Here is a 25706-nt window from a genome sequence, read left to right as displayed (position 1 = left end):
AGGGTATGTCAATCCATGGTGATTTTGGCGCCCTTGATGATGTCGCGGTACAGCACGGCCTGGGGTTTGACGAAGCTGTGCAATTCTTGCCCGCTGGCGGGTGCCACGGTGAAGCCGGCGTCGGCCAGTTTTTTGCGGACCTCGGGCTCGGCCGTGGCCTCGTGCAGCGCCTTTTCATACGCTGCCACGGTGGCCGCCGGGGTGCCTGCCTTCAAGAACAAGCCCTGCCAGATTGGCAGCGAGACGCCAGTGAAGCCCTCTTCCTCGCCTACGCGCTTGACGGCCGGTAGCTGCGCCACCCGCGCGCCATCGGATACCGACAGTGCCTTGATCTTTCCCTCCTTGAGGAAGGGCATGGCGGTGGACAGCACCAGCACCGCGCTGTCCACCTGGCCGCCGACCAGGTCGGTGGTGATTTGCGCGCCGCCCCGGTAGGGAATGTGCAGCATCGAAATCTTGGCCCGGTCGTTGATGAGTTCGCCATAGATGTGCTGCATGGTGGCAATGCCCGGCGTGGCGTAGTTAAAGCTCTCCTTGCCGCCTTTGCGTAGCGCGGCGACCAGATCGGCCAGTGAGTTGTAGGGCGAACTGGCGGGCACCGCAAAAATCAGCGGGGCAGTGGATATGCGGCCGATGGGCGCCAGGTCTTTCTCCCAGTCCAGCTTGACCCGGGTGTTGACCATGGGCACCAGCACGGTGTCGGTGCCGCCCATGTAGATGAGGTTGCCGTCTGCTGGCCCGTTCAACACCTTCTGTGCGGCCAGCATGCCACTGGCGCCAGCGACGTTTTCCACTACCACCGCGCGGCCCAGTCGCTTGGACAGCTCGGCGCCCACCACCCGCGCCACATAGTCGGAGCTGCCGCCCGCCGAGTAGCCGACGACCAGCGAGATCGGTTTGTTGGACTGCGCATGGCACAGGCCGGCCAGCAGCATGCCGGTGCTGAAAAGGGCCAGTTGGTTCAAAAGTCTGCGTTGCATGAAAGTCTCCATTTGAAGGATCGGTAGTTCCGGGGCAGCCAACGTACGGCGTTGGCTTGCGTGTATTGTACTGATACAATGCATATTGTATTTATTTTCTTTGGAGTACCCATGAGTACAGGCATGTTTGATTCGTTCGTCACCCGCCATTGGTTCAATGACGAGGCCAAGGCGATATGGAGTGACCATGCCACCTTGCAGGCCTGGCTGACGGTCGAGGCCGCGCTGGCGCGCGCCCAGGCCGAGCTGGGCATCATTCCCCAAGCGGCGGCCCAGACAATTGCCGAGAAGGCAGATGCCAGTGCCTTCGACATGGAGCGTTTGTCCAGCGATATCGCGTTTGCCCAGCATCCCTTCGTTCCGGTGCTGCGCCAGTATGAAGCGCTGTGCGGTGAACCCGCCGCGGGCTTCATCCACTGGGGCGCCACCACGCAGAATATTTTCGATACCGCGGCTTCGCTGCAGATGTTCCAGTCGCACCGGGTGCTGTCCCGGCATCTGGATGCGGCCATCGAGGCGCTGTGCACGCTGGCGCAGCAGCACCGCGACACCGTGCAGGCCGGGCGTACCCACGGACAGCATGCGCTGCCCATGACCTTTGGCTTCAAGCTGGCGGGCTGGATGGACGAACTGGACCGCGACCGCAGCCGTTTGAATCAGCGGCTCTCCGGGGCTTTTGTGGCCAGCCTGGGGGGCGCTATCGGCACCTTCGCGGCCATGGCGGGCCAGGGCCGGGCGGTCGAGGTGCGGATGGCTGCGCACCTGGGGTTGGCCCCGGCGGGCCTGCCCATGCGCTCCTCGTACGACCGGGTGAGCGATTTCGTGGCGGCGCTGGGTTTGCTGGCGGGCACGGCGCAAAAGATCGCGCAGGACGTGGTGTTCATGCAGCGCACCGAGATCGGCGAGGTGGAGGAGGCGTTCCACCTGGGCAAGGTGGGCAGCTCGACCATGGCGCAAAAGCGCAACCCTTCCTCTGCTCTGATGCTGACCAGTCTGGCCCGCATGCTGCGCGCGCGGGTGCCGCTGGCGCTGGAGGCCATGGTGCGCATGGATGAGGGTGATTCGTCGGCCACCAATGTGACGGACGCCTTGTTGCCCGAGATCGCCATCCTGGCTACGTCGGTTGCCGAAACCCTGGCGCAGCTGGTGCGTGGACTGGTGGTGCATCCTGAGGCGATGCGGCTCAATCTGGAGTTGTCGCAAGGCCTGATCGCCTCGGAGGCGGTGATGATGCGCCTGACGGCCTTGATGGGCCGGCACGAGGCGCACCATCTGCTGTACGACGCAGCCCAGCGCACGGTGGCCGAGGGAATTCCATTTCTGGAGGCGATTTGCACGCACGCCATGTGGGGCACGCGCGCCTTGCCGGACGACTTGGCGCAGTCGCTGCAAGCCAGCGCCTATGTGGGTGATTCGGCGGCGATTGCGGTGGAGACCGCGGCCCGGCTGGCGCGTCGATGAGTTGGGGTTAGGCCCTGGCGCGGCGCTTGGCTGCGCTGGCTGGCGCCTGGGTCGACTGCCCTGGGCGCAGTGCCACCGGCAGAAAGCGCACGCCGTAAGCGCGTGCGGCATCAGCCCAGCGCGCATGGATGGCCTGGTGCAGGTATTCGACCTGGTCGGCCGCGTTGCAGCCTACGGTATCGAAGAAATCCGCATGTTCATTCGCCAGGTCGGCGCGCCCTAGCAGGACCACGCTGAGCTGGTTGGGCACGTCCAGGCCCAGGCTCGCCAGCAGTGCGCGAAAGCCGGCGCCGTCTTCTATGCCCCAGGCCACCAGCGCGCTGAACGGTAGCTGCCCCGCAGAGTCGCGGCGCGCCTGCAGCAGCGCGACCAGGGCGCTCGCAAAGTCTTCGTGCGGCAGCTTGGCGACGGCGATGGATTGCAGGTCGACATCGGAGTACGTGCCGCGTAGCTGTTCCAGCCGGCGCAAGCCCAGTGCGTTGGCCAGGAATTGGTGGGTGCTGGTGGCGTGTGCGATGCTGCGGTGGCCTTGCTGCACCAGGCCGTGCACGGCGGCGGCCAGGGGCTCGCCCCATTCCATGCCCACGGCATCCACGTTGGTGCCGACCAGGCCCAGGCCGTCCACCGCCACCACGTCAGTCTTCTGGCGTACCGCGGCCAGGGTTTCAATCGGGATGGTTTCGAACGACGACTGGATCACGCAGGCGTCGAAACGCGGCATGCCGCGCAGCACGGCGCGGGCGTGCTCGGGGTCGGTGTACGAGACTTCCAGCACCCGGTGCCCTTCGGCGGCAAACCGCCGCTGCAGCCCGTCGACCACCACCCGTCCGCGCGCAATGCTGACCGAGCGGCGCAGCAGCAGGATGGAGCGTGTCGCTGCCGACGGTGCATCCACCGTGGCGCGCAGCGGTTCGCCGTTGGATGTGAAAAAAGTGCCCCGGCCTACCTGGGAGTCGATCAGACCCTGATTCTTCAGGCTCCCCAATGCGTGTTGCACCAGGGCTTGCGAGGCGCCAAACCGCCGCATCAGGTCGCGTACGGTGGGCGCGCGATCGCCGGGATTGGCGGATTTGGCGAGGGTTTCGAGGAACTGGTGGAGTTCGACCGGAGTGGTGGACATGTGGTGCAGTTCAATACATTTTGAATTGTATTATGCGGCCGTATCAGCGACGCCAAAGCCTTTGTTCAGGCCGTGAGCTGTCGCGCATGCTGGCTTGCCGTGCCACAGGTGTCGTTGCGCATGCGCTGTTAGCATGGTCAGCCAAGATTTTTTTGCCCTGAAGAGGTATCTATGTCTATTGCCGACATACGCATCGCGCCGGTTTCTATTGATATTCCCGAGCCGGGATGCAAGGTGTGCTTGGACCGATTGGGTTTTGACTTCACCTTCGCTTTTCAGCCGATCGTGGATGTGGCTGAGGGCAGTATTTTTGCCTATGAGGCCTTGGTTCGGGGGCCGCAGGGGCAGGGCGCCATGCAGGTGCTGGGCCAGGTGAACGATGAGAACCGCTACCGCTTTGACCAGGAGTGCCGCATCCGCAGCATTTTTTTGGCGCAGCGGCTGGGTATGCAAACGCGCATCTCCATCAACTTTTTACCGAATGCGGTGTACCAGCCGGAGTTGTGCATACGCACGACGATTGCTGCGGCGGAGGCGGCGGGCTTCCCCCTGCAACAGATTATTTTTGAAGTGACCGAAGGCCAGCAGATTCTGGAGCCCGAAAAGCTGGTGGCGATTTTTCGCTACTACCAAAGCCGTGGATTCTTGACCGCCATCGACGACTTTGGTGCGGGCTACGCCGGGCTGAATTTGCTGGTGGATTTCCAGCCCCATGTGATCAAGCTCGACATGCATCTGGTGCGCGGCATCGACCAGCACCCGGTGCGCCAGGCCATCGTCAAAGGCATGATCCAGACATGCAGCCAGTTGCCGGGTGTGCGCCTGCTGGCCGAGGGCGTGGAAACCGCCGCCGAGGCCCGGTGGTTCCAATCCCACGGCGTGTACCTGATGCAGGGCTACTATTTTGCCAAGCCGGGCTTCGAGTCGCTGCCCACTTTTTCGGCTTGGGATTTACCTGCCGAGGAGCTTTGGGCGTAGCGCAGGCTCCCACCTGGGCTTGACCGCGTTGACCGCAGGGGCCGGGGGTGGCCGGGTCGGGGATGGGGGTGCCGTCGGCGTCCATGCGCACGGTGACGGTGTTCCAGCTGCGGATGCCGCGTTTGTCCACGCTCAGGCGCAGCAGCCAGCCGACCTTGGCTTCGGGCAGCTCGAAGCCGTCGAACACCAGATTGCCCAGGCTCCAGATGACCGGCTTGCCCAGCACCACGTCGGCGCCCTGGGTGACGTGCGGATGGCTGCCGACCACGGCGTCGGCGCCGGCCTGGACCATCAGCTTGGCCAGCTCACGCTGGCGCTGGCTGGGCCCGGGCTCGCGTTCCCAGCCCCAGTGCATGAAAGGGATCACCACGTCGGCACCGGCTGCGCGGGCCGCGCGGATGTCGGCCACCACGTGGCTGTCTTCGCTCCAGGCTACGCCGGCCCATTGGGCGCCGGCCTCGAACGAGCGGGGTTTGAATTCGTCGTAGCCGAGCACGGCGATGCGGATGCCGTTTTTCTCGATCCAGTACGGCTTGTGGGCTTCGGTCAGGTTGGCGCCGCCGCCAAAGGCGGCGATGCCGGCGTTGTGCAGGTGGTCCAACGTTTCCATGAAGGCATCGCGGCCGTAGTCGCCGCTGTGGTTGTTGGCCACCGACATGGCGTGGAAGCGGCCTTGCAGCACCTTGACGCTCTGCGGCGTGGCGCGGAAGGTGTAGATCTTGTTGTCCAGCGCCGTGCCGCTGCTGGCCACCGAGGTTTCCAGGTTGCCAATGGCCACGTCGGCGCTTTGCAGGATGCTGGCGATGGGCGCCAGCGGGTCGCCGCCCGCGGCAATCAGTTTGCCGGGGCCGTCGTCCAGCATCACGTCGCCGCCGAATAGCAGCTCTACTGTGGGCGGAGCGCTGTGGCCGATAAGCGGCAGGCAGAGCAGGGCAGCTAGCAGGGTGGTTTTCATCATTTCTTCCACTCGCACCAGTAATACAGCTCGCCGTCGCGGATGGGCTCGTACACGCGTTGCAAACCCGTGAAGCCGTAGCGCCCATTTTTTGCAGGAGGATACAGGTAATCGGCCTGGTGCAGCAGCACCGCGCCTTGCGGCGGCTCGCGGTCGGCGTAGGTGTAGAGCTTGATGGCCGCCTGGTCGGCGGGCTGGCGCTCGAACACCAGGCGGAACATGAAGTAAGAGCCGATGGACACCGGCGCCACGGTATACGGCGAGGTCGCGGGGTGGGCGCGGATGACTTGCGTCTCGCCACCGTAGCTGACGTGGCAGTCCACGGTCTCGGCTTGGGCCAGGCTACAGATGCAGGCGACCAAGAGGAGTAGGCGCTTCATCTTTCAGCGGCCACGCATAAATAAAGCATCCAGCTCTTTGATGCTGATCTGCCGCCAGGTCGGTCGGCCGTGGTTGCACTGGTCGGAGCGGTCGGTGGTTTCCATTTGGCGCAGCAGTCCGTTCATTTCGTCGGTGGTCAGGCGGCGATTCGCCCGTACGGCGCCGTGGCAGGCCATGGTGCCGAGCAGCTCATTCTGCGCGCGCTGTATGACGGTGCTGGCTTCATGTTGTGCCAGTTCGGCAAGCACGCTGCGTGCCAGTTCGGTGGCGTTGCCCTGCACCAGGCTGGTGGGCACGGCGCGCACGGCCAGGGTCTTGGGCGAGAACGGGGTGATCTCCAGGCCCAGCGTGGCCAGGGTGTCGGTATGCGCCTCGGCGGTGGCCACTTCCTGCGGTGTGGCGGCGAAGGTCACCGGGATCAGCAGCGGCTGGCTGGTGATGCGCGCATCCACCAGCTGGGTCTTCAGGCGCTCGTAGACGATGCGCTCGTGGGCGGCATGCATGTCGACGATCACCAGGCCCTGGGCGTTTTCGGCCAGGATGTAGATGCCTTGCAGCTGGGCGATGGCCCGGCCTAGCGGCCAGATCTCGGCGGCGGCCGGGGCTGGAGTGGTGGGTGCTGGCGTGGGCGCAGTCGACACGGCTGTCACGGCTGGCTGCACCGGCCACAGCGCTTCCATGTCCGACACCCGGTGTGCGACCGGAGCTACAAAATGCATAGCTGCCTGCGCAGGTAGAGTCTGCGCCAGAGGCAGATTTGGCTTGAAAATATCGGGTGCCGGGCTGGGCGCCGAGCTGGACGTGGTGGCCAGGGCCGCAGCGGCAGCGCGCGGGGCGGCCAGGGCCGTATCCACCGCGCGGCGCACCGCCTGGTGCACCTCGCGGCTGTCGCGGAAGCGCACCTCGATCTTGGTGGGGTGCACGTTCACGTCGACCCGCGTCGGGTCGATCTCTACATACAGCGCGTAGATAGGCTGGCGCTGGCCGTGCAGCACGTCTTCGTAGGCGCTGCGGGCCGCGTGGGTGATGACCTTGTCGCGCACGAAGCGGCCGTTCACATAGGCGAACTGCTGGTCTGGCCGGGCCCGCGCCGCGTCGGGAATGCCTACCCGGCCCCAGACGCGCACCGCCTGACCGCCGTCGTCGCGCATCGAACTCAGGTAGTCCACTGCCACCGATTTATCTTTGAAATCGTCGCCCAGCACGTCGCGCAGGCGCTCGCTAATGGCGTCGATATTGTTGGTGAACTGGGTGGGAGGGCATGCGCGCCATTGCTCGACCAGCTTGCCCTCGTGCCAGATGGCAAAGCCCACATCGGGCCGGGCCAGAGCGTGGCGGCGCACGGCTTCCACGCAGTGGGCGAGCTCGGTGGCGTCGGTCTTTAAAAACTTGCGCCGTGCCGGCGTGCTGAAGAACAGCTCTTTGACCTCGACCGTGGTGCCGGTGCTGCGGGCCACGGGTTTCAGCTCGCCGCTGCGGCCGTCCAGTAAAAATGCACTGGATTGGCCGCTGGCGCGCGAGGATATTGCCATGTCAGCTATCGAGTTGATAGCGGCCAGGGCCTCGCCCCGAAAACCCATGGTGCCCACCGATTCCAGCTCTTGCAGGTCGCGAATCTTGCTGGTGGCGTGGCGCTTCAGGGCGATGGGCAGCTCCTCCATCGGGATGCCGCCGCCGTCGTCTTCCACCGCGATCAGTCTTACGCCGCCGGCCAGCAGCCGCAGGGTGATCTGGGTCGCGCCCGCGTCCAGCGCGTTGTCGACCAGCTCGCGCACCACCGAGGCCGGCCGCTCGACCACTTCGCCCGCCGCGATCTGGCTGATCAGTTCGTCGGGCAGCTCGCGGATGCTGCGGCGGGGAGGGCGGGCGATGGGGTGGGGAAGTACGGTACTCACCCGGCGATTTTAGGGGCGCCGGGTTTCAGCCGAATTCGATGAAATGCGCCGACGACCAGACCTTGCTGTCGTCGCGCTGCCGCCCGTGGAAGTACACGGGGCGGAAGCCGAACGGTGCGTTCACCGGCTCCACCTGCACCTGGCCTGCCACCGTGCGGGGCAAAGGCGCGTCGGTCAGCCGCTCCAGCGCCAGGAACAGCTCGGTGCCGCCCAGCTCCAGCTGCACCCGGCCGTCGCGCAGCAGGTCGGCGCCGGATACTTCCCAGTGGAAGTCGGGGCGGTGCACGAAGGGGTTGCGCTGCAGCGGGTCGCCCACCTTCACATAGCTGTCTATCGTGCCCTCGACCACCAGGCGCAAATCTTTGAGCTGGCTAACTTCGATCTCGATGCTGTCGGCATCGCCATAGGTGTCGCTGCGGAAGGCGATGCTGGTCGGGTCGGCGCGCCAGCTGGATTCCTCGGCATGCTCGAAGCCATGGCTGCGAAAGCTCTGGATGCTGGCGCCCAGCACCTGGATGCGGCCTTGCCAGGCGGCCCAGCGGTAGCGGTCGGGGATGCGCGCGCCGCCCCAGCGCAGGCGGATGCGGCGGTCTGAATAGCCGAGTTCGCGGTGCAGGTCGCGCTCCCAGATGCGGCCGGTATGGTCGTTGGCGGCCAGGTATTCCCAGCCGCTTTGCCCGAGGAAGCGGTAGTCCAGCACGGCGTCGCCCTGCCAGCGGAAGGCATCGCCCTGCGGGTGCGGGCCGCATTGGGTGATCAGTGCCGCGTGCTCACCGGTGGTGGCCCAGGTGTGGCGGGCGCGCAGGGCGCGGCCGATGCTGGCGCGGTCCAGGGTGTCGGCCAGCACGCCGGTCAGGCCGCCGTGTACGCCAAATACCTGCACGCCGGGTGCGCCGCCGCCGGGTCGGCCGCGGTGTTCGTCGCTGCTGGCGGCCACACCTAGCTGGTAGCCGCGCTGGATCACGTCTTGGTAGAGCCAGCCGAAGTGGCCCCAGGTGGAGGCGATCTCCACCAGCCGCTCCAGCTCTGGGTGGTGCCAGTCGGGGATGTAGCGGCGCCCGCCGACGTGGGGGATCAGCAAATGCTGCTGCGCCTCGCCCACATAGGCGGCCCACAGCTCTTCCACCGGCCAGCGGCCCAGGCTGACGGCGCTGCCCTTCATGTCCTCGTTCCACACCAGGGTGCGGTTGTGCTCGCCGCGCGCGTTGTACGGAAAGCCGGGCGCGGTGTCGCCCAGGAACACCACGTTGTGGTCACCTCCGGCGGTGGAGCTGCCGCACCATTCCTGCACCGGGAAGGCGACGAAGCTGCCCGGGCGGTCGATTTCGTTCACCGCGTCCAGGCCGAGCTGCCAGTTCTGGTCGGTGATCTGGAAGTCGTTGGCGGTGTAGCCGAACACGTCGATACCGCCGATGTCGCGCGCATAGGCGGCGTTGTAGGCCGGGCTGTTGGTACCCACGGTGTCGTGGGCATGCACATGCAGGTCGGCATAAAACGGGCGCTGGGTGGGGAAGTCGGCCGCCACGTCCACATAAAACTCGGTAGCCGGCAGTTGCGGCAGGCCAGGTACATCGGCCAGCAGGCGGTAGCTGCCGGCGGGCAGGCGCAGGCCTGTGCCAATGTCCAGGCCCACCGACGCCCAGCCTTGCGCGGGCAGGTCCAAGTTGTGGGTGTGTAGCGTGGTGCCGTCCTGCTGCACCTGCAGGCGCAGCGGCAGGCCCTGGTCGCGCACGATGTTGCCCCAGCGGTCGAGCACTGATACCCGCAGCGGCAGCGGCACCTGGGGCTGGGCGTAGCGCGGCGCGTTCAGGAATAGCTTGGCGGCAGGGCCGTGGGCCACCTTGATCACCACATCGTCGGGCACGGTCACGAAGCGCGAGGTGCCCAGCGGGTCTACATACAGGCGGAAGCGGAAGCTGTCTTCCACGAAGGTCTGCACCCGCGTGCCAGGGCCGCCCGCGCGGCGGTCGCCCAGGCGGATGATGATGTGGTCGCCGGCGTTCAGGTAGCCGTCGACCACGTCGACGATGATGGCCTTTTGGTAGGGCCGCTCGTGGCCCTTTTGGTCGAAGCGGATGGACAGGGACTGCACCGATGCCGGGCTCTGGCCGGGCACCAGGGGCGCGGCCTGGTATTCGGCGCTGATGTAGTTGGCGGCCGTCGGGTCGCTGGTCTGGAACAGAGCCCAGTCGGAATAGAACTTGAATGTGGCCTTGATCCAGGCGCCGTCGGCAATGCCGGAGGCGCCGACCTCGTAGTCGAGGATGATCTCTTGCCAGCTGCCTGCCTCGATCTCGCTGACGTTGCATTGCACCCTGCCGATAAAGGGCAGGGCCTTGTTCTGCACGTACAGGCCTTGCGGCGCGTGGTGCGGGCCGAGGTCGTGCTGCAGCACTTCGTAGCGGCGCTGGATGTCTTGAAAGTCGTTGACGGACATGCTGTTACTCCGCGTGGATGCCGGCGGTCTTGACCAGGGCGGCGAATTTGCGCGACTCGTTGCCCACCAGGGCCTGGAAGCGCACTTGCGGGTAGCCGGTGACTCTTATGCCCTGGGCGGCGAGTTCGCTGCGCAGCGCGGGGTCGGCCAGCACGCGCCCGGCTTCGGCGCCTATGCTGTCGACCACTGCGGCCGGCGTGCCTACCGGCGCAAACAGGCCGAACCACGTGCCGGCGCGGAAACCTGCATAGCTTTCGGCCACCGTGGGCACGGCGGGCAGCAGCGCCAGGCGACTCTCGCCACCGCTGGCCAGCGCCACCAGGCGGCCGGACTGGATGTGCGCCAGGGCCGGGCCGACGGCGATGAACATCACGTCTACCTGGCCGGCTATCACGTCCGACATGCCCAGGGGGCCGCCGCGGTAGGGGATGTGCGTCAGGTACACCCCGGCCGCCTGCTTGAACAGTTCGGCCGCGAAATGCTGGGGGCTGCCATTGCCTGCCGAGGCGTAGTTGTACTTGCCGGGCCGGGCCTTGGCGGCTTGCACGAAGTCCTGCAGGGTCTTGAACCCCAGCTTGGGGTTGGCCACCAGCACAAAGTCGGTTTCGCCCAGTGAGACCACGGGCAGCAGATCGCGCTTGGGGTCGTAGGGCAGGGCAACGGACAGATTGGGCAGGATGGTGATCGGACCGTCCGCGCCCAGCAGTAGGGTATGGCCGTCAGCCGTGGCCTTGGCCACCGCATCGGCGGCCACGATGCCGCCCGCGCCGGCCCGGTTTTCGACCACCACCGGTTGCTTCCACACGGTGGCCAGGCGTTGGCCGACCTGCCGGGCGATGGAGTCGGCCGAGCTACCCGCTGTGTTGGGCACCAGCAGGTGCACGGCTTTGGCAGGGTAAGCCGGGTCGGCCTGGGCGCCTAGCAGCGCTCCTGCGCTGGCCAGCAGGCAGGCAAAACGGGTAAGGGCAAGAGGCAGGCGCATGCGGGGCAATCGAAGGAAAAAAGATTTTCGATTGTGGAAAGCCACCCACCAAAGGCCAACGAATAAGCTTGCAGATGCTTACTCGGAAAACACATAAGGACTTAGGTAGCGCCCTGGGCGTTTTGTTTGGCATCGAACAGAGGCGCGCTGTTGCAGACCAGGATGCCCAGGATGACCACAGCGCCGCCAACCAGCATCGCGGGTGTCAGCGGCTCGTTTAGCAGCACTGCGCCGAGCAGCACTGCCGTCAAGGGGTTGAGGGCGATGAACACGCCAGCACGGGTGGCACCGATTTCTTGGATGCCGTTGTAGTACCAGATATAGGCTACGGCCGACCCCACAGCGCCAAGGTACAGCAGGCTGGCAAGGTCGCCGATGCCCAGTGCCGCGATGGACGACGGGCTCATTTGCCCGGTGAGCAGCGCCGTCAATGTCAGCAAGGCGGCGCCGGCCCACAGGGAATAGGTGACGGTATGCAGGGCGCCGACTTGCACGACGGTATTTTTGCAAAACACGCTGTAGGCCACCCAACTCAAGACGCAGCCAAAAATCAGTGCGTCACCTTGCCAGCTGCTTGCAGCGCCCAGTACTTGGGGCGATTTGCTGAAGATCACGGTCGCCGCTCCCAGCAGGCACAGGGCAATGCCCGCGGCCTTCACCAGCGATAGCCGCTCCCGGTAAAACAGGTAGGCGGTGATCGCCATCACCGCGGGATTCAGCGCCACGATGAGCGATGCCCTGGACGCCGTTGTGTGCTGCAGGCCATAGAAGAAAAACAGGTTGTAGGCATACACACCGCACAGCCCCAGCCCGCTGATCTTCAAGAGCTGGAGCCGGTTGATGCGGACAAACCGCTCGCCAGAGACGATCAAAAAAATGGCCAATACCGTACCCGCGATAAGAAAACGCAGGCTTGCTGACAGCAGTGGTGGCGTGCCTGGCGAAAGGGTTCTGCCGGCAATGAAGGTCCCGCCCCAGATGATGGCGACGAGAGACAGCTTGACGTAGGTGGCGGCATCGGTATGCGATGCGCGGGTGGTTTGCTTGCTATTCATCGGCCCTTGGTCGCTGCTTCCCTGCATGCGCGACAAAACCATTTTGTCGCTCGGTGGGAGCCTGCTGGCGCCTATCATTCATTGGATGCTCGATCATGTGGAAATGAGCAATTACTCATGAGGAGGCGACTGTGACCTTGACGCAGCTTGAAATATTTTCCGTCGTGGCGCAGCGCAAGGGCTTCACTTCCGCGGCGGCGCAGCTGAAGATCTCCCAGTCAGGCGTATCGCATGCCATCCGGGCGATTGAGCAAGAGCTGGGCGTGGAATTGTTCCACCGGCACCAGGGCGACGTGGAGCTGACCGACATCGGCGCGCGCCTGCTGGGCCGGGCGCAAGCCATCCTGGGTTTGGCGGAAACCATGCAGCAGGAAGCGTCCGATGCCCGGGGCATGAAGCGGGGTACGCTGCGGATCGGCTCGTTCGGGCCCACCTCGTCCACGCGGCTGCTGCCCGCGATACTGGCCGACTATCGCCGGATCTATCCGGGGATCGAGATCCATGTGGACGAAGGGCCTGATCGGCAGGTCGTGCAATGGCTTATGGACAGGCGGGTCGACGTGGGCTTTGTGGCGCTGCCGGAAGACCAGTTCGACACCTATCCGATCATCGAAGACCAAATGGTGGCCTTGCTGCCGGCAACGCACCCGTTGGCATCCAAGGATGCGGTGAGCTTGAAGGAGCTCTGCGCCGACCCCTTTGTGTTGACCGAGGCGGGCTCGGCAGAGCTGGTGTCCAGGCTCTTTCTGGTGGCCAAGCTGCAGCCCAATATCCGCTATCGGACATCTCAATTGCTCAGCACCCTGGCCACGGTGGCGCGAGGAGATGGCGTGACGATTGTTGCCGAGTCGTCTTTGCCGCTGGCCGAAGACATCCATTACGTCAAGAAGCCGCTGGCTCCTATGGTCAAGCGATGTGTCGGTTTGGCGGTGGTTGATGAGCGCCAAGCGTCGCCGGCCACCCGGGCATTCATCGCATTAGCGGTACAGACATTCCGCCGTGGTGCGACGTGATTGGGAGATTCATGGCCATCAAGAGATGGTGGTATGCCTACCCCGCCACCGCAAAGGGCGTACGGATATCCGCCAAAAACTGCTGCGCCCGTGGATGCTGGGGCTGGGCGAAGAAGTCCTGCGGCGTGGCGCGCTCCAGCACCTGGCCCTGGTCCATGAACAGCACGCGGTCGGCCACCTCACGGGCAAAGCCCATTTCGTGCGTCACGCAAACCATGGTCATGCCGTCCTTGGCCAGGGCGCGCATCACCTGCAGCACCTCGCCGACCATCTCCGGGTCGAGCGCGCTGGTCGGTTCGTCGAACAGCATCAACGGCGGCCGCATCGCCAGGGCCCGGGCAATCGCCACGCGCTGCTGCTGGCCGCCCGACAGCTCGGATGGATAGGCGTTGGCCTTGTGCGCCAGGCCCACGCGGTCGAGCAACGACAGCGCTTCTTCGTGCGCCACGGCCGGCCGCAGGCCGCGCAGCCGCACCGGGGCCAGGGTGCAGTTCTGCAGTGCCGTCAGGTGCGGGAACAGGTTGAACTGCTGGAACACAAAGCCGATTCCCGAGCGGAAGGCGTTCACGTCCAGGCCTTTGCGGTGGATGTCCTGGCCGTCGATCTGGATCTGGCCGGACTGGATGGCTTCCAGCCGGTTCAGGGTGCGGATCAGGGTGGACTTGCCCGAGCCCGACGGCCCGCAGACCACCACCACCTCGCCGCGGCCTATGCTTTCGCTGACGTCGACCAGCGCGTGGTAGGCGCCATACCATTTGTTGACCTTGTCCAGGTGGATCATGCGGATACTTTCAAAGGACGTGCCTGGCTGCGCTGCTCCAGCCAGAAGGCCAGGCGCGACAAACCGAAGCACAAAACAAAATAGCTGAGCGCCAGCAGCGCGTAGACCTCGGTGCTGCGGGTGAATACCTGGGTGTTGATCTGCGCGGCGATGAACGACACCTCGGTCAGGCCGATGATGTAGCCCAGCGAGGTGGCCTTGATGGTGGCGATGAACTGGTTGACCAGCGAGGGCAGCATGTGGCGCAGGCCCTGGGGCAGCACCACCAGGCGCATCGTCGCCAGGTAGCTGAAGCCCAGCGAGCGTGCGCTTTCCACCTGGCCCTTGGGAATGCCCAGAATACCGGCGCGCACGATCTCGGCCAGGTACACGCTGTCGAACACCACCAGCGCCATGAGCATGGTGCTGAACTGGTCGGTCTTGTGGCCGGTAAGGCTGGGCAGGAAGAAATAGGCCCAGAAGATCACCATCAGCAGCGGTACGCCGCGCAGCACGAAGACAAAGACCGTGGCCGGCCAGTAGACCCAGCGGTAGGGGCTGACCCGGGCCAGGCCCAGCAGCAGGCCCAGCGGCAAGGCCAGCACCAGCGCCAGCCCGGCCAGCAGCACGGTCAGCGCCAGCCCGCCCAGGGCTCCGTTCGGGTACTGTCCGACCAGAAAATAGACCCAGTAGGTCTGGATAAGCTCCAACATGGAATGGCAGCCTTATAGAGTGCGCACGGGGTAGCGCTGGTGGTACCAGGCGCCGGCCCCGGTGATGGCCAGCGATACCAGCAGGTAGGCGCTGGTGGCGAAGGCAAAGGCTTCGACGCTGCGAAAGCTTGCCGACTCGACCTTGGCCGCCTGGTACATCAGTTCGGCCACGCCGATCACGGTGGCCACGCTGGTGTCCTTCCACAGGTTCAGCGTTTGCGACAGCAGCGGCGGCACGGTAACGCGCAAGGCCTGGGGCAGTACCACCAAGCGCATGGTGGCCAGAAAGCCGAAGCCCAGCGCGCGGCTGGCCTCGGTCTGCACCGTAGGGATCGCGCGGATGCCGCTGCGTATGTCTTCGGCCATATAGGCCGCGGTGTACAGCGTCAGCGCCACCACCGCGCTGATGGCTTCGATATTGCCCGCGTACAGCCATTGCTTGACCGGCTCGGGCAGCAGCTCGGGCGCGCCGAAGTACCAGAACAGCAGATGCGCGAGCAGCGGCACATTGCGTATCACTTCCACATACAGCCAGCCCAGGCCGCGCAGCAGCTTGAGTGGCGACAGGCGTAGCAGGGCGATCACCGCCCCCAGTGGCAGCGCCAGCACCAGGGTGATGCCGGCCAGTTGCAGCGACAGCAGCAGACCGCTGACCAGCCAGTCGTGGTACTGCCCGGTTCGCAGCAGGTTCAGATCAAAATTCAACATCACGCACCAAGCCGTACTGTGCAAAAAAGAAACCGCACCGCCCCGGTAATGGGGTGGCGCGGCTAAGAAAAGTGCGGGTGCTTAGATCTGGTCGCTGTCGATCTTGAAGCTGCGTTTGTCGAACTGCAGCTTGGTCTCAGGCCCATACCATTTGACGAACAGCTTGTTGGCGTCGCCCGAGCTTTCCAGCTCGCGCAGCACGCCGTCAACCAGGGTCTTCAGGCCTTTTTCGCCTTTTTTCAGGCCCAGAGCCAGCGGCTCTACGCTGATGTTCTGTGGCAGGATCGCGTAGTCCTTCTTGGCGGCGCCCAGCTTGGCGTGGTCGTTGATTAGCGAAGCTTCGTCGTTCACGTAGCCCACGCCCTTGCCCTGTTGCAGGGCCAGGAAGGCCTGCTGGGTGGTTTCGAAAGTCACCACGTCGACATTCGGCACGGCCTTGCGGATGTTCGGCTCCTGCGTGCCGCCCTTGACGGTCAGCACCTTCTTGCCGCCCAGCTGGGGCAGTTCGGTGATGCCGCTGCTGGTCTTGACCAGCACCTTCTGGCCGGTGACGAAGGTGGTCAGCGAGAAGTCGATCTGGGCTTCACGTTCCTTGTTGTGGGTCAGCGATGCGGCCAGGATGTCGACCCGGCCCTGCTGCAGCTCGGGGATGCGCGCGGCCACGGCCAGTTGCTTGAACACCGGCTTCACGCCCAGCTTCTTGGCAATCGCATTGCCGATATCCACCTCGTAGCCCACGATCTCGCGGGTCTTGGGGTCGACAAAGCTGTTCGGCTCGTCGGTGCCGAGCACGCCGATGACGATCTCGCCTTTCTTCTTGATGTCGTCCAGCTGGTCGGCCAAGGCAGCCTGGGCAAACATGGAGGTGGCAAGCACGGCGGCCAAAAGAACGGAGGGGCGGAACTGCATTGTGAGAGCTACCTGTAAGTGATGAGGAGCCCGAATGTAGAGAGACACATGGCCGTCGTGAACGAAGCATTTGGGATATGCAAGCTGGAAAAACGCATAACCAGCTCGTGTAGAGAACTAAAAACGTTCTAAGAACCTGTTCAGAATCTTTTTGGGGTCGCGTTGGGGGGCAATCGGGATGAGTTGGCTGTCATAGACCGCAGCATGGGCTCTCTGCCCATGCAAGGGAGATGGCGGGCAAATCGCCCGATTTCACCCCAACCCGTAGGGCAGGTACCTTTTCGGGCGCTCTGCGTTGTTACAAAACCAGCCAAGGCAGAAGCCTTGGCTTGGGTTTTGCGCCTAGCAGCGCATCCCGAAAAGGCGCCTGCGCGGCCTCAAAAAGACTCTGAACAGGTTCTTATACAGATTGCTTGTTTGCAGCTGATTTTTAATTCGTTCGCCGGACTGCGCTTCCGCCCTAGAGTGGCCGCTTTTAGCTACGCAGAAAGCCGCACCATGTCTTCGATTTACGCCGACAACTCCTTGTCGATTGGCCGTACCCCGCTGGTCCGCCTGAACCGCATCACCCATGGGGCCAAGGCCACGGTGCTGGCCAAGATCGAGGGCCGCAACCCCGCGTATTCGGTGAAGTGCCGCATCGGCGCTGCGCTGATCTGGGATGCCGAAAAGCGAGGACTACTGGGTCCGGGCAAAGAGATCGTCGAGCCGACCAGCGGCAATACCGGCATCGCGCTGGCCTTTGTGGCCGCGGCCAAAGGCATACCCATCACCCTGACCATGCCCGAGACCATGAGCATCGAACGGCGCAAGATCCTGCTGGCCTACGGAGCCACGCTGGTGCTGACCGAGGGCGCCAAGGGCATGAAGGGGGCGATCGCCAAGGCCGAGGAAATAGCGGCCAGCGACCCCAAATACGTGCTGTTGCAGCAGTTCAAGAACCCGGCCAATCCGGCGATCCACGCCACCACCACCGGGCCGGAAATTTGGCAGGACACCGATGGCAAGATCGATATCCTGGTGTCCGGCGTGGGCACGGGTGGCACCATCACCGGCGTATCGCGCTACATCAAGCAGATCCAGGGCAAGGCCATCATCTCGGTGGCGGTGGAGCCGACTGCCAGCCCGGTGCTGACGCAGAAGCGCGCGGGCGAAGAGCTGAAACCTGCGCCGCACAAGATCCAGGGCATAGGCGCGGGCTTTGTGCCCGATGTGCTCGACCTGTCGCTGGTCGACGCGATCGAGCAGGTCAGCAACGAGGAAGCGCTGGACTACGCGCGCCGCCTGGCCCGCGACGAAGGCATTTTGGCTGGCATCTCCTGCGGTGCTGCGGTGGCCGCCGCTGTGCGCTGGGCGAACAAGCCGGAGAGCGAGGGCAAGACCATCGTGGTGATCCTGCCGGATTCGGGCGAGCGCTACCTGAGCTCGGCGCTGTTCGAGGGTGTGTTCGACAGCGCCGGCCTGGCCGCCTAGCCCGCCGGTAATTCTTTGTAAGAAATAGGCCTCTAGCGCTTATTTTCTGTGCGCGGGCAGCTATTGAATAAATAGCATTCGGGGATTGCGCGGCGACCGCCGCAGGAGCGGGGTTGGCGCGCGGCCAGGGGTTCAATTCGGCCAACTTGCGCCCCAGGACGGCCATTCATCTAGGGAGCGCCCTGTTGCCACGGGGTGCAGCGCGATGCAGGATTACATTCGCGGCCATGGCAGCCACTTGCCAGGCCCGAACCCTGCAGAAACCTGTGTATCCCGAGAGAACCCGAACATGAAAACCAAAGCCGCAGTCGCCTGGAAAGCCGGCGCCCCCCTGACCATAGAAACCGTGGACCTGGAAGGCCCCAAGTTCGGCGAAGTGCTGGTCGAGATCAAAGCCACCGGCATCTGCCACACCGACTACTACACCTTGAGCGGCGCCGACCCCGAAGGCATCTTCCCCGCCATCCTCGGCCATGAAGGCGCGGGCATCGTGGTCGATGTCGGCCCCGGCGTCACCACCCTGCAGAAGGGCGACCACGTCATCCCCCTGTACACCCCCGAATGCCGGCAGTGCAAGTTCTGCCTCTCGCGTAAGACCAACCTGTGCCAGCTGATCCGCGGCACCCAGGGCAAGGGACTGATGCCTGACGCCACCAGCCGCTTCAGCCTGGGCGGCCAGCCCATCTTCCACTACATGGGCACCAGCACCTTCAGCAACTACACCGTGGCGCCGGAAATCTCGCTGGCCAAGATCCGCAAGGATGCACCCTTCGACAAGGTCTGCTACATCGGCTGCGGTGTTACCACCGGCATCGGTGCCGTGCTGTTCACCGCCAAGGTGGAAGCCGGTGCCAACGTGGTCGTCTTCGGCCTCGGCGGTATCGGTCTGAATGTGATCCAGGGCGCCAAGATGGTCGGTGCCGACAAGATCATCGGCGTCGACCTGAACCCCGCCCGTGAAGCCATGGCCCGCAGCTTCGGCATGACCCACTTCCTCAACCCCAAGGACATCGAAGCCGCGGGCGGCAATATCGTCGATGCGATTGTCCAGCTCACCGATGGCGGCGCCGACTACAGCTTTGAGTGCATAGGCAATACCAAGGTCATGCGCCAGGCATTGGAATGCACCCACAAGGGCTGGGGCCGCAGCATCATCATCGGCGTGGCCGAAGCCGGCGCCGAGATCAGCACCCGTCCCTTCCAGCTGGTCACCGGCCGCAAATGGGAAGGTTCGGCCTTCGGCGGCGCCCGTGGCCGTACCGATGTGCCCAAGATTGTGGACTGGTACATGGAGGGCAAGATCAGCATCGACCCGCTGATCACCCACACCATGCCGCTGGAGGACATCAACAAGGGCTTTGACTTGATGAAGCGCGGTGAATCGATCCGGGGTGTGGTGCTGTACTAGCGCCAAGTAGTTTCATGCGGTGCGCGGCCGTTCCGCGTGGACCTTCAGGAGACAAAAATGACTCTTTCTGCATTGCACCCGGGCATTGGCCAGGGCAAGAAGCCGGGCGCACCGGGTTTCGGCGGCGGCACGCTGACCTGCCATTGCAGCCACGACCCGGTGGTGGTGATGGTGGATGCGCAGGTGGCGCACAACCATGCCTGCGGCTGCAGCAAGTGCTGGAAGCCGGCCCGTGCGCTGTTTTCCATCGTCGGTGTGGTTTCGCGCGACAAGGTGCATGTGACCTCACGCCCCGAGAAATTGCAGGTTGTCGACCCCAGCGCCACCATCCAACGCCACGCCTGCAAGGCCTGTAGCGTGCATATGTTCGGCCGCATCGAGAACAAAGACCATGGGTTCTACGGTCTGGACTTCATCCATACCGAGCTGTCCAGCGACGCCGGCTGGGCCGGGCCGGAGTTCGCGGCCTTTGTGTCGTCCATCATCGAAACCGGCACTCCACCCGAGCAGATGGCCGGCATCCGCCAGGAGCTGCGCGAGGCGGGGCTGGAGCCCTATGACTGCCTGTCGCCCACGCTGATGGACGTGCTGGCCACCCAAGTCGCCAAGTTGCGCAAAGCGGCGTAGTTCAAGTTAGGGCCGCGCGCCGCCGAAGCGTTCGCGGTAGGCCTGCGGGCCTACGCCCAGGCGCTTGAGAAACAGCTTGCGCAGCGATTGCTCGGATGCAAAACCGATGCGCCCGGCAATCGACTTCAGCGGCAGGTCGCCTTCTTCCAGCAGCCGCCGGCCGGCTTCGAGCCGGGCCGATTCGATGAACTGCAGTGGGCTGCTGCCCACCTCTTTGGCAAACACCCGGCGGAAGTTGCGCTCGCTCATGGCTGCGCGGCCGGCCAGCACCGACACGTCCAGCGGCAGCGATAGATTCGACAGCAGCCATTCCTGGATCGCCCGGATGCCGGGGTGGCTGGTGTTCTGGCTGTTCAGGTGCATGCTGAACTGCGACTGGCCGCCGGGCCGCTTCAGATACACCACCAGGTCGCGCGCCACCTGCAGCGCCAGGCCACGGCCATGGTCGTCTTCCACCAGTGCCAGCGCCAGGTCGATGCCCGCCGTGACCCCGGCCGAGGTCCAGAGCCGGCCCGAGCGCAGGTAGATCGCATCGGCCTGCACCTGCACTGCCGGGAACTTCTCTTTCAGCAAGGCGGCCACGCTCCAGTGGGTGGTGGCGGTCAGGCCGTCCAGCACGCCGGCTGCGGCCAGGAAGAAGCTGCCCGAGCACAAGGCCACCAGCCGCTCGATGCGTGGCGCCACCGCGGCAGCCCAGTCGACGATGGCGGTGTTCGCGGCGAGGGCGGTTTCGATCTGCCGGGCGCCGACGATGATGGCCGTGTGCGGCAGGTCGTCGGTGCGCAGGGCTGCGGCGGCTTGCAGCTGCATGTGGGTGTCCGACGCCACCGGGCCGGCCGCCACGGAGACGATGTGCAGCTGGTAGCCGGGCGGCCGGCCTTGCTGGGTCAGATGCAGGTTGGCGTACTCGAACACGCTCATCGCGCCTATGGCCTCGATGGCTTTGAAGCCGGGGTAGACCACCACGTCGACGCGGCGGGTGTCTCGATTGCTGAGGGTATGCATAGGGATTGGGGTGGAACAGGGCAGCTGCATTGTCGTGCGGGCACATGCCGCATCTGGCGGTCTACAGATGTTTCCGTTGTTTAGAACTGATTTTTAAGTAGTTTGAGAAGGAAGGTGATCGCTCTAGAGTGGATTCCTACAGACATCTGCACACCCATGTGCAGGGTCATGGCGCAACACACGATAGGAGTTTCCATGCCATCCGCTACCGCTGAGCTGACCAGCCTGCCCCCCGAACTTGAATCCGCCCGCGCGGTGGCCCTGTCTACCCAATTGCCCTATGCGGGCGGTGTGACCCCACCCGTGGCCTGGCGTTTGCTGGAGGCCGGTGAGGTGCAATTGGTCGATGTGCGGACCTTTGAAGAGCGCAAGTTTGTCGGCCATGTGCCCGGCAGCGCCCATGTGGCCTGGGCTACCGGTACCAGCCTGACGCGCAACCCGCGCTTTGTGCGCGAACTCGAAGCCAAAGTGGGCAGCAAGGACGCTACCGTATTGCTGCTGTGCCGCAGCGGCAAGCGCTCGGCCCAGGCGGCCGAGGCCGCAGCCAAGGCCGGTTTTACCCGCGTCTTTAATGTGCTGGAAGGCTTTGAGGGCGAGATCGACGCGCAGCAGCACCGCGGTGGCGCGGATGGCTGGCGTTTCCACAGCCTGCCCTGGGTGCAGGACTGATGGCCGCGCCGGTATTTGACGTGGGCCACGTGGTCCAGGCCTTGCACGGCGTGCGCAGCGAATGGCGCGCTGCGCAAGGGCGTTCTACCGAGCCGGGCGGGCGCGAGTTCCCGTCGCGCAACGCGCTGGCCGGAATAGTCGAGTCGCTGAAAGGTGTGCTGTTTCCGATGCGCCTGGGTCCGGTGGACCTGCGCCAGGAGAGCGAAGACTTTTACGTAGGCTACACGCTGGACGCGGCCCTGCACGGCCTGCTGGCCCAGGTGCGGCTGGAGCTGCGCCTGGTCGATGACGTGCCCGCCGGCACCCAGCCGACCCAGGTGGTGCAGCAGTTTGCCCAGGCCTTGCCCGGCATCCGCCGCCTGCTCGACAGCGATGTGCTGGCCGCCTTCCACGGCGACCCGGCGGCGCGCAGCGTCGACGAGGTGCTGCTCTGCTACCCCGGCATCCTGGCCATGGTGCACCACCGTTTGGCGCACCAGCTGTACCGGCAAGGCCTGCCACTGTTGGCGCGCATCGTGGCCGAGCTGGCGCACAGCGCGACCGGCATCGACATCCACCCCGGCGCCACCATAGGTGCGGGCTTCTTCATCGACCACGGTACGGGCGTGGTGATCGGCGAAACCACCTTGATCGGCGAGCGGGTGCGGCTGTACCAGAACGTCACCCTGGGTGCCAAGCGCTTTACCACCGATGCCCAGGGCCACCTGGAAAAAGGCCAGCCGCGCCATCCCATCGTTGAAGACGATGTGGTGATCTACGCGGGCGCCACGGTGCTGGGCCGGGTGCGGCTGGGGCAGGGCGCCACTATCGGCGGCAATGTCTGGCTTACCCAGGACGTGGCACCCGGTGCCCATGTGACCCAGGCCAGCTCGCGCCAGGAGCCGCGGGCGGCCAGCCAGGCGGTGCCCGAGCGTGCCTTGGCATGACGGCGCTGGTGGAGAGCTTGGGTCTGGTGGTGCGCCAGCTGCGCGAAGCCCGGGGCTGGTCGCAGGAGCAACTGGCCGAGCACTCGGACCTGAACCGTTCGTATGTGGGCGAGATCGAGCGCGGCCGCACCATTGCTTCCATCGTCACGGTGGAGAAGCTGGCCCGCGCGCTCGGCATATCGCTGCCGGTGCTGCTGGCCGATTGCGAGCACATTGCCCAGCGCCGCCAGGCGCAGCACATCCGATTGGCGGCTATAGCATGTTGAAAGATGCCTTTAGGCATCTGACACTGCGGGCCGTTGTGATTCCTTTTCGTTTTCTTTTTTCTAATCAACGGAGTTCTTCTTGACCCAAATCACCACCCTCGGCGACAGCGCCGCACGCCAGCTTGCCAATGCGACCAAGACCGTCCCCCAGCTGGAAACCATCTCGCCACGCTGGCTGACCCATTTGCTGCAATGGACGCCGGTGGAAGCCGGCATCTACCGCCTGAACAAGGTGAAGAACCCCGAGTCGATCAAGGTCACCTGCACCGCCCGCCAGTCGGAAAACCAGCTGCCGCGCACCTTCGTTGATTACGAAGACCAGCCACGCGAATACTTTCTGAACGCCGTCAGCACCATCCTCGACGTGCACACCCGCATCTCCGACCTGTACAGCAGCCCGCATGACCAGATCAAGGAACAGCTGCGCCTGACCATCGAGACCATCAAGGAAAACCAGGAAAGCGAACTCATCAACAACCCCGACTACGGCCTGTTGTCGCAGGTGACCGACGAGCAGCGCATCTTCCCGCTGACCGGCGCTCCCACGCCCGACGATCTGGACGAGCTGCTGACCAAGGTCTGGAAAGAGCCAGCCTTCTTCCTGGCCCACCCCTTGGCCATCGCCGCCTTCGGCCGCGAAGCCACCCGCCGCGGCACGCCGCCGCCCACCGTCAGCTTGTTCGGTTCGCAATTCATTACCTGGCGCGGCATTCCGCTGATCCCGTCGAACAAGGTGCCGGTTGCCGACGGCAAGAGCAAGATATTGTTGCTGCGCGTGGGCGACAAGCGCCAGGGCGTGGTCGGCCTGTTCCAGCCCGGTCTGCCAGGCGAGCAGGCCCCCGGCCTGTCGGTGCGCTTCATGGGCATCAACGACCAGGCGATCGCTTCCTACCTGATCTCGCTGTACTGCTCGCTGGCGGTGTTGACCACCGACGCGCTGGCTGTGCTGGACGATGTGGAAATCGGCAAGTACCACGACTATCCGGACACCTACAAGTAAAGCGGCGCTGTCCACATGACTACCGTTGTTCCTCAACCCACGCTGCCGGCGGGCCTGCCCGATCCGGCCACGCTGGCCCGCATGGCGACTGCGCTGTTCTCGGCCTTGCCGGGAGAGTCGCATGCTGTGCCTGGCGTGCAAGCGCCGGCCAATATTGCGCCGCCGGGCTCACCGCTGGCCAGCCCGGCTGGCTTCGGCCCCAGCGTGCCGGGCACCCCGATTCCCATCGGCCAGGTGCCGGGCAGTAATCTGATCCCCGCATCGCCCACCTCTGTGTTGAGCCTGGCGAATCGGGCTCCGGCCCTGCAACCCCACGCCCAGGCTGGCAATGGCCTGCCGGACCGCGTGGTCAGCGAGTTGCCGGCCTACGAGCCGCGCAGCGGCGGTGTCGTGCAGGGCGTGCCGGAAAGCGCGTCGCCGTTCTACTTCCTGAACCCGGGTGCCGGCCATCCTGCGCCCGCGGCGCCGCAGACCGGAGGATCGAGTCTGGACGACTTGAGCCGCTTGCCGTTTGCTGCGCCTACGGATGCAGCGCGGCCAGCCGCCTTGCCGACACCTCCGGTGCCGCAAACCACGCCCGCGTTCTATTTCGTCGACGCCGTGACTTTGCCGAATGGCTATGTCACACCGGCCAAGCCGGGCCGTGACGACGTGCCGGCCTATGCCGGTTCGGCGCACCCAGCGTTCGACGTGCACGCCGTGCGCCGCGACTTCCCTATCCTGCAGGAGCGGGTCAACGGCAAGCAGCTGGTCTGGTTCGACAACGCCGCCACCACGCACAAGCCGCAGTCGGTGATCGACCGCATCGCCTATTTCTACGAGCACGAGAACTCCAACATCCATCGCGCTGCCCATGAATTGGCGGCCCGCGCCACCGACGCCTACGAGGGCGCGCGGGAGCGGGTGAAGAAGTTCATCAACGCGCCGGATGTGAACGAGGTGATCTTCGTGCGGGGCACCACCGAGGCCATCAACCTGGTGGCCAAGAGCTGGGGCGGCCAGCATGTGGGCGAGGGCGACGAGATCATCGTGTCGAATCTGGAGCACCACGCCAACATCGTGCCCTGGCAGCAGCTAGCTGCCGCCAAGGGTGCCAAGCTGCGCGTGATCCCGGTGGACGACAAAGGCCAGGTGTTGCTCGATGAATACCGCAAGCTGCTGAATGACCGCACCAAGATCGTTGCGGTGACCCAGGTGTCGAATGCACTGGGCACCGTGGTGCCGGTGAAGGAAATCGTCGAACTGGCGCACCGCGCCGGCGCCAAGGCGCTGGTCGATGGCGCGCAGTCGATCTCGCACATGCGGGTCGACGTGCAGGACATCGGCGCCGACTTCTTCGTGTTCTCCGGCCACAAGGTGTTCGGCCCCACCGGCATCGGCGTGGTCTGGGGCAAGCGCGAGGTGCTGGAAGACATGCCGCCCTGGCAGGGTGGCGGCAACATGATTGCCGACGTGACCTTCGAGAAAACCGTGTTCCAGCCGATCCCGAACAAGTTCGAGGCCGGCACCGGCAACATCGCCGACGCGGTGGGCCTGGGCGCGGCCATCGACTACGTGAACAAGGTGGGCATTGAAAACATCGCCCGCTACGAACACGAGTTGCTGGTCTACGGCATGCAGCAGCTGGGTGCGATTCCTGGCGTGCGCTTGATCGGTACCGCGGCCGACAAGGCCAGTGTGATGTCCTTCACCCTGGCCGGCTACAGCACCGAGGAAGTCGGTAAGGCCTTGAACGAGGAGGGCATTGCCGTGCGCACCGGCCACCACTGCGCGCAGCCCATCCTGCGCCGGATGGGCGTGGAGACCACGGTACGGCCGTCGCTGGCTTTCTACAACACCTTTGCCGAGATCGACCTGTTGGTCACGGTGGTGAAACGCCTGGCATCTGCACGCCGCAACGGTTGATGCTATTAAATTAAGAGCTGCTGGCGCAGGTACTACCTGCGCCAGCAGCTCTTTTTTTGTGCGTGTTGGGTAGTGCGGCT

The 25706-nt window shown here is 64.8% G+C and carries 23 protein-coding genes and 1 pseudogene; 11 read left to right on the top strand and 13 right to left on the bottom strand.

What is annotated here, in order from left to right; translation table 11 throughout:
* Positions 1-8: 8 nt before the first annotated feature.
* Positions 9-980 carry a Bug family tripartite tricarboxylate transporter substrate binding protein gene (locus tag BLT66_RS03725; RefSeq protein WP_092755835.1) on the bottom strand — a complete coding sequence of 324 codons (972 nt, stop codon included), beginning with the start codon at positions 978-980 and terminating at the stop codon, positions 9-11.
* Positions 981-1091: 111 nt separating this feature from the next.
* On the opposite strand from BLT66_RS03725, the gene BLT66_RS03720 reads away from it, so the two are divergent.
* Complete coding sequence (locus BLT66_RS03720; RefSeq protein ID WP_092755833.1) at positions 1092-2441, top strand: class-II fumarase/aspartase family protein; 1350 nt, start codon at positions 1092-1094, stop codon at positions 2439-2441.
* A 7-nt stretch (positions 2442-2448) separates the two neighbouring features.
* On the opposite strand, the gene BLT66_RS03715 is transcribed toward BLT66_RS03720, so the two are convergent.
* On the bottom strand, positions 2449-3561 hold the full coding sequence (locus BLT66_RS03715; protein WP_092755831.1) for a GntR family transcriptional regulator: 1113 nt from the start codon (positions 3559-3561) through the stop codon (positions 2449-2451).
* Between the two features lie 171 nt (positions 3562-3732).
* On the opposite strand from BLT66_RS03715, the gene BLT66_RS03710 reads away from it, so the two are divergent.
* The gene (locus BLT66_RS03710; protein ID WP_092755829.1) at positions 3733-4539 is read left to right on the top strand and encodes an EAL domain-containing protein; all 807 of its coding nucleotides are present in this window, start codon (positions 3733-3735) and stop codon (positions 4537-4539) included.
* 190 nt (positions 4540-4729) lie between these two features.
* Here BLT66_RS03710 and BLT66_RS03705 read toward each other — a convergent pair.
* From BLT66_RS03705 to BLT66_RS03680, 6 genes and pseudogenes are all read right to left on the bottom strand, one after another.
* A pseudogene (locus tag BLT66_RS03705) lies at positions 4730-5494 on the bottom strand (CapA family protein); the annotation flags it as partial.
* Positions 5494-5874: a hypothetical protein gene (locus tag BLT66_RS03700; RefSeq protein ID WP_092755827.1), complete on the bottom strand. Its 381-nt coding sequence runs from the start codon at positions 5872-5874 to the stop codon at positions 5494-5496. The gene BLT66_RS03700 and the pseudogene BLT66_RS03705, both read right to left, overlap by 1 nt.
* A 3-nt stretch (positions 5875-5877) precedes the next feature.
* A complete protein-coding gene (mutL, locus tag BLT66_RS03695; RefSeq protein ID WP_092755825.1) occupies positions 5878-7770 on the bottom strand; it encodes a DNA mismatch repair endonuclease MutL in 1893 nt (630 codons plus the stop codon).
* A 25-nt stretch (positions 7771-7795) separates the two neighbouring features.
* Entirely contained in the window at positions 7796-10207 is a 2412-nt protein-coding gene (locus BLT66_RS03690; RefSeq protein WP_092755823.1) for a hypothetical protein, read from the bottom strand.
* Between the two features lie 4 nt (positions 10208-10211).
* Positions 10212-11189, bottom strand: a complete 978-nt coding sequence (locus BLT66_RS03685; RefSeq protein ID WP_092755821.1) for a Bug family tripartite tricarboxylate transporter substrate binding protein — start codon at positions 11187-11189, stop codon at positions 10212-10214.
* Positions 11190-11290: 101 nt separating this feature from the next.
* Positions 11291-12244 carry a DMT family transporter gene (locus tag BLT66_RS03680; RefSeq protein ID WP_092756997.1) on the bottom strand — a complete coding sequence of 318 codons (954 nt, stop codon included), beginning with the start codon at positions 12242-12244 and terminating at the stop codon, positions 11291-11293.
* Positions 12245-12375: 131 nt separating this feature from the next.
* On the opposite strand from BLT66_RS03680, the gene BLT66_RS03675 reads away from it, so the two are divergent.
* Entirely contained in the window at positions 12376-13257 is an 882-nt protein-coding gene (locus BLT66_RS03675) for a LysR family transcriptional regulator (RefSeq protein WP_092755819.1), read from the top strand.
* Positions 13258-13294: 37 nt separating this feature from the next.
* Here BLT66_RS03675 and BLT66_RS03670 read toward each other — a convergent pair whose 3' ends face one another.
* The 4 genes from BLT66_RS03670 to BLT66_RS03655 form a co-directional block, all read right to left on the bottom strand.
* Positions 13295-14038, bottom strand: a complete 744-nt coding sequence (locus BLT66_RS03670) for an amino acid ABC transporter ATP-binding protein (protein WP_092755817.1) — start codon at positions 14036-14038, stop codon at positions 13295-13297.
* Positions 14035-14730 (bottom strand): amino acid ABC transporter permease, encoded by a 696-nt coding sequence (locus tag BLT66_RS03665; RefSeq protein WP_092755815.1) that lies wholly within the window; start codon positions 14728-14730, stop codon positions 14035-14037. Before BLT66_RS03665 ends, BLT66_RS03670 begins: the two co-directional genes overlap by 4 nt.
* 12 nt (positions 14731-14742) lie before the next feature.
* A complete protein-coding gene (locus BLT66_RS03660; protein WP_092755813.1) occupies positions 14743-15438 on the bottom strand; it encodes an amino acid ABC transporter permease in 696 nt (231 codons plus the stop codon).
* A gap of 81 nt (positions 15439-15519) precedes the next feature.
* Positions 15520-16347: an ABC transporter substrate-binding protein gene (locus BLT66_RS03655; protein WP_176954953.1), complete on the bottom strand. Its 828-nt coding sequence runs from the start codon at positions 16345-16347 to the stop codon at positions 15520-15522.
* A gap of 498 nt (positions 16348-16845) precedes the next feature.
* On the opposite strand from BLT66_RS03655, the gene cysK reads away from it, so the two are divergent.
* From cysK to gfa, 3 genes are all read left to right on the top strand, one after another.
* Positions 16846-17820 (top strand): cysteine synthase A, encoded by a 975-nt coding sequence (gene cysK, locus BLT66_RS03650; RefSeq protein ID WP_092756995.1) that lies wholly within the window; start codon positions 16846-16848, stop codon positions 17818-17820.
* 289 nt (positions 17821-18109) lie between these two features.
* Complete coding sequence (locus BLT66_RS03645) at positions 18110-19228, top strand: S-(hydroxymethyl)glutathione dehydrogenase/class III alcohol dehydrogenase (RefSeq protein ID WP_092755811.1); 1119 nt, start codon at positions 18110-18112, stop codon at positions 19226-19228.
* 57 nt (positions 19229-19285) lie between these two features.
* Entirely contained in the window at positions 19286-19855 is a 570-nt protein-coding gene (gfa, locus tag BLT66_RS03640; RefSeq protein WP_092755809.1) for an S-(hydroxymethyl)glutathione synthase, read from the top strand.
* 6 nt (positions 19856-19861) lie between these two features.
* Here gfa and BLT66_RS03635 read toward each other — a convergent pair whose 3' ends face one another.
* Positions 19862-20860 carry a GlxA family transcriptional regulator gene (locus tag BLT66_RS03635; RefSeq protein WP_092755807.1) on the bottom strand — a complete coding sequence of 333 codons (999 nt, stop codon included), beginning with the start codon at positions 20858-20860 and terminating at the stop codon, positions 19862-19864.
* A 195-nt stretch (positions 20861-21055) separates the two neighbouring features.
* Between BLT66_RS03635 and BLT66_RS03630 the strand changes: the two genes are divergently transcribed.
* From BLT66_RS03630 to BLT66_RS03610, 5 genes are all read left to right on the top strand, one after another.
* Complete coding sequence (locus BLT66_RS03630; RefSeq protein ID WP_092755805.1) at positions 21056-21529, top strand: rhodanese-like domain-containing protein; 474 nt, start codon at positions 21056-21058, stop codon at positions 21527-21529.
* The gene (epsC, locus tag BLT66_RS03625; RefSeq protein WP_092755803.1) at positions 21529-22455 is read left to right on the top strand and encodes a serine O-acetyltransferase EpsC; all 927 of its coding nucleotides are present in this window, start codon (positions 21529-21531) and stop codon (positions 22453-22455) included. The genes BLT66_RS03630 and epsC overlap by 1 nt, the downstream gene beginning before the upstream one ends.
* On the top strand, positions 22452-22721 hold the full coding sequence (locus tag BLT66_RS03620; protein ID WP_092755801.1) for a helix-turn-helix domain-containing protein: 270 nt from the start codon (positions 22452-22454) through the stop codon (positions 22719-22721). Before epsC ends, BLT66_RS03620 begins: the two co-directional genes overlap by 4 nt.
* Positions 22722-22800: 79 nt before the next feature.
* A complete protein-coding gene (locus tag BLT66_RS03615; RefSeq protein WP_092755799.1) occupies positions 22801-23721 on the top strand; it encodes a family 2A encapsulin nanocompartment shell protein in 921 nt (306 codons plus the stop codon).
* Between the two features lie 15 nt (positions 23722-23736).
* Positions 23737-25626, top strand: a complete 1890-nt coding sequence (locus tag BLT66_RS03610; RefSeq protein WP_176954952.1) for a family 2A encapsulin nanocompartment cargo protein cysteine desulfurase — start codon at positions 23737-23739, stop codon at positions 25624-25626.
* Positions 25627-25706: the final 80 nt, after the last annotated feature.

Source organism: Rhodoferax sp. OV413 (genome assembly GCF_900104385.1).
GTDB lineage: Bacteria > Pseudomonadota > Gammaproteobacteria > Burkholderiales > Burkholderiaceae_C > Rhodoferax_B.
This window is presented reverse-complemented; position numbering and strand designations above follow the sequence as displayed.

What these genes read in the sequence shown, in the direction of transcription:
- BLT66_RS03725 (WP_092755835.1), bottom strand. Translation starts at nt 980, where the DNA reads ATGCAACGCAGACTTTTGAACCAACTGGCCCTTTTCAGCACCGGCATG.
- BLT66_RS03645 (WP_092755811.1), top strand. Translation starts at nt 18,110, where the DNA reads ATGAAAACCAAAGCCGCAGTCGCCTGGAAAGCCGGCGCCCCCCTGACC.
- BLT66_RS03660 (WP_092755813.1), bottom strand. Translation starts at nt 15,438, where the DNA reads ATGTTGAATTTTGATCTGAACCTGCTGCGAACCGGGCAGTACCACGAC.
- BLT66_RS03715 (WP_092755831.1), bottom strand. Translation starts at nt 3,561, where the DNA reads ATGTCCACCACTCCGGTCGAACTCCACCAGTTCCTCGAAACCCTCGCC.
- BLT66_RS03670 (WP_092755817.1), bottom strand. Translation starts at nt 14,038, where the DNA reads ATGATCCACCTGGACAAGGTCAACAAATGGTATGGCGCCTACCACGCG.
- BLT66_RS03680 (WP_092756997.1), bottom strand. Translation starts at nt 12,244, where the DNA reads ATGAATAGCAAGCAAACCACCCGCGCATCGCATACCGATGCCGCCACC.
- cysK (WP_092756995.1), top strand. Translation starts at nt 16,846, where the DNA reads ATGTCTTCGATTTACGCCGACAACTCCTTGTCGATTGGCCGTACCCCG.
- BLT66_RS03700 (WP_092755827.1), bottom strand. Translation starts at nt 5,874, where the DNA reads ATGAAGCGCCTACTCCTCTTGGTCGCCTGCATCTGTAGCCTGGCCCAA.
- BLT66_RS03620 (WP_092755801.1), top strand. Translation starts at nt 22,452, where the DNA reads ATGACGGCGCTGGTGGAGAGCTTGGGTCTGGTGGTGCGCCAGCTGCGC.
- BLT66_RS03665 (WP_092755815.1), bottom strand. Translation starts at nt 14,730, where the DNA reads ATGTTGGAGCTTATCCAGACCTACTGGGTCTATTTTCTGGTCGGACAG.
- epsC (WP_092755803.1), top strand. Translation starts at nt 21,529, where the DNA reads ATGGCCGCGCCGGTATTTGACGTGGGCCACGTGGTCCAGGCCTTGCAC.
- BLT66_RS03710 (WP_092755829.1), top strand. Translation starts at nt 3,733, where the DNA reads ATGTCTATTGCCGACATACGCATCGCGCCGGTTTCTATTGATATTCCC.
- BLT66_RS03610 (WP_176954952.1), top strand. Translation starts at nt 23,737, where the DNA reads ATGACTACCGTTGTTCCTCAACCCACGCTGCCGGCGGGCCTGCCCGAT.
- BLT66_RS03630 (WP_092755805.1), top strand. Translation starts at nt 21,056, where the DNA reads ATGCCATCCGCTACCGCTGAGCTGACCAGCCTGCCCCCCGAACTTGAA.
- BLT66_RS03685 (WP_092755821.1), bottom strand. Translation starts at nt 11,189, where the DNA reads ATGCGCCTGCCTCTTGCCCTTACCCGTTTTGCCTGCCTGCTGGCCAGC.
- gfa (WP_092755809.1), top strand. Translation starts at nt 19,286, where the DNA reads ATGACTCTTTCTGCATTGCACCCGGGCATTGGCCAGGGCAAGAAGCCG.
- BLT66_RS03690 (WP_092755823.1), bottom strand. Translation starts at nt 10,207, where the DNA reads ATGTCCGTCAACGACTTTCAAGACATCCAGCGCCGCTACGAAGTGCTG.
- BLT66_RS03720 (WP_092755833.1), top strand. Translation starts at nt 1,092, where the DNA reads ATGAGTACAGGCATGTTTGATTCGTTCGTCACCCGCCATTGGTTCAAT.
- BLT66_RS03655 (WP_176954953.1), bottom strand. Translation starts at nt 16,347, where the DNA reads ATGCAGTTCCGCCCCTCCGTTCTTTTGGCCGCCGTGCTTGCCACCTCC.
- BLT66_RS03635 (WP_092755807.1), bottom strand. Translation starts at nt 20,860, where the DNA reads ATGCATACCCTCAGCAATCGAGACACCCGCCGCGTCGACGTGGTGGTC.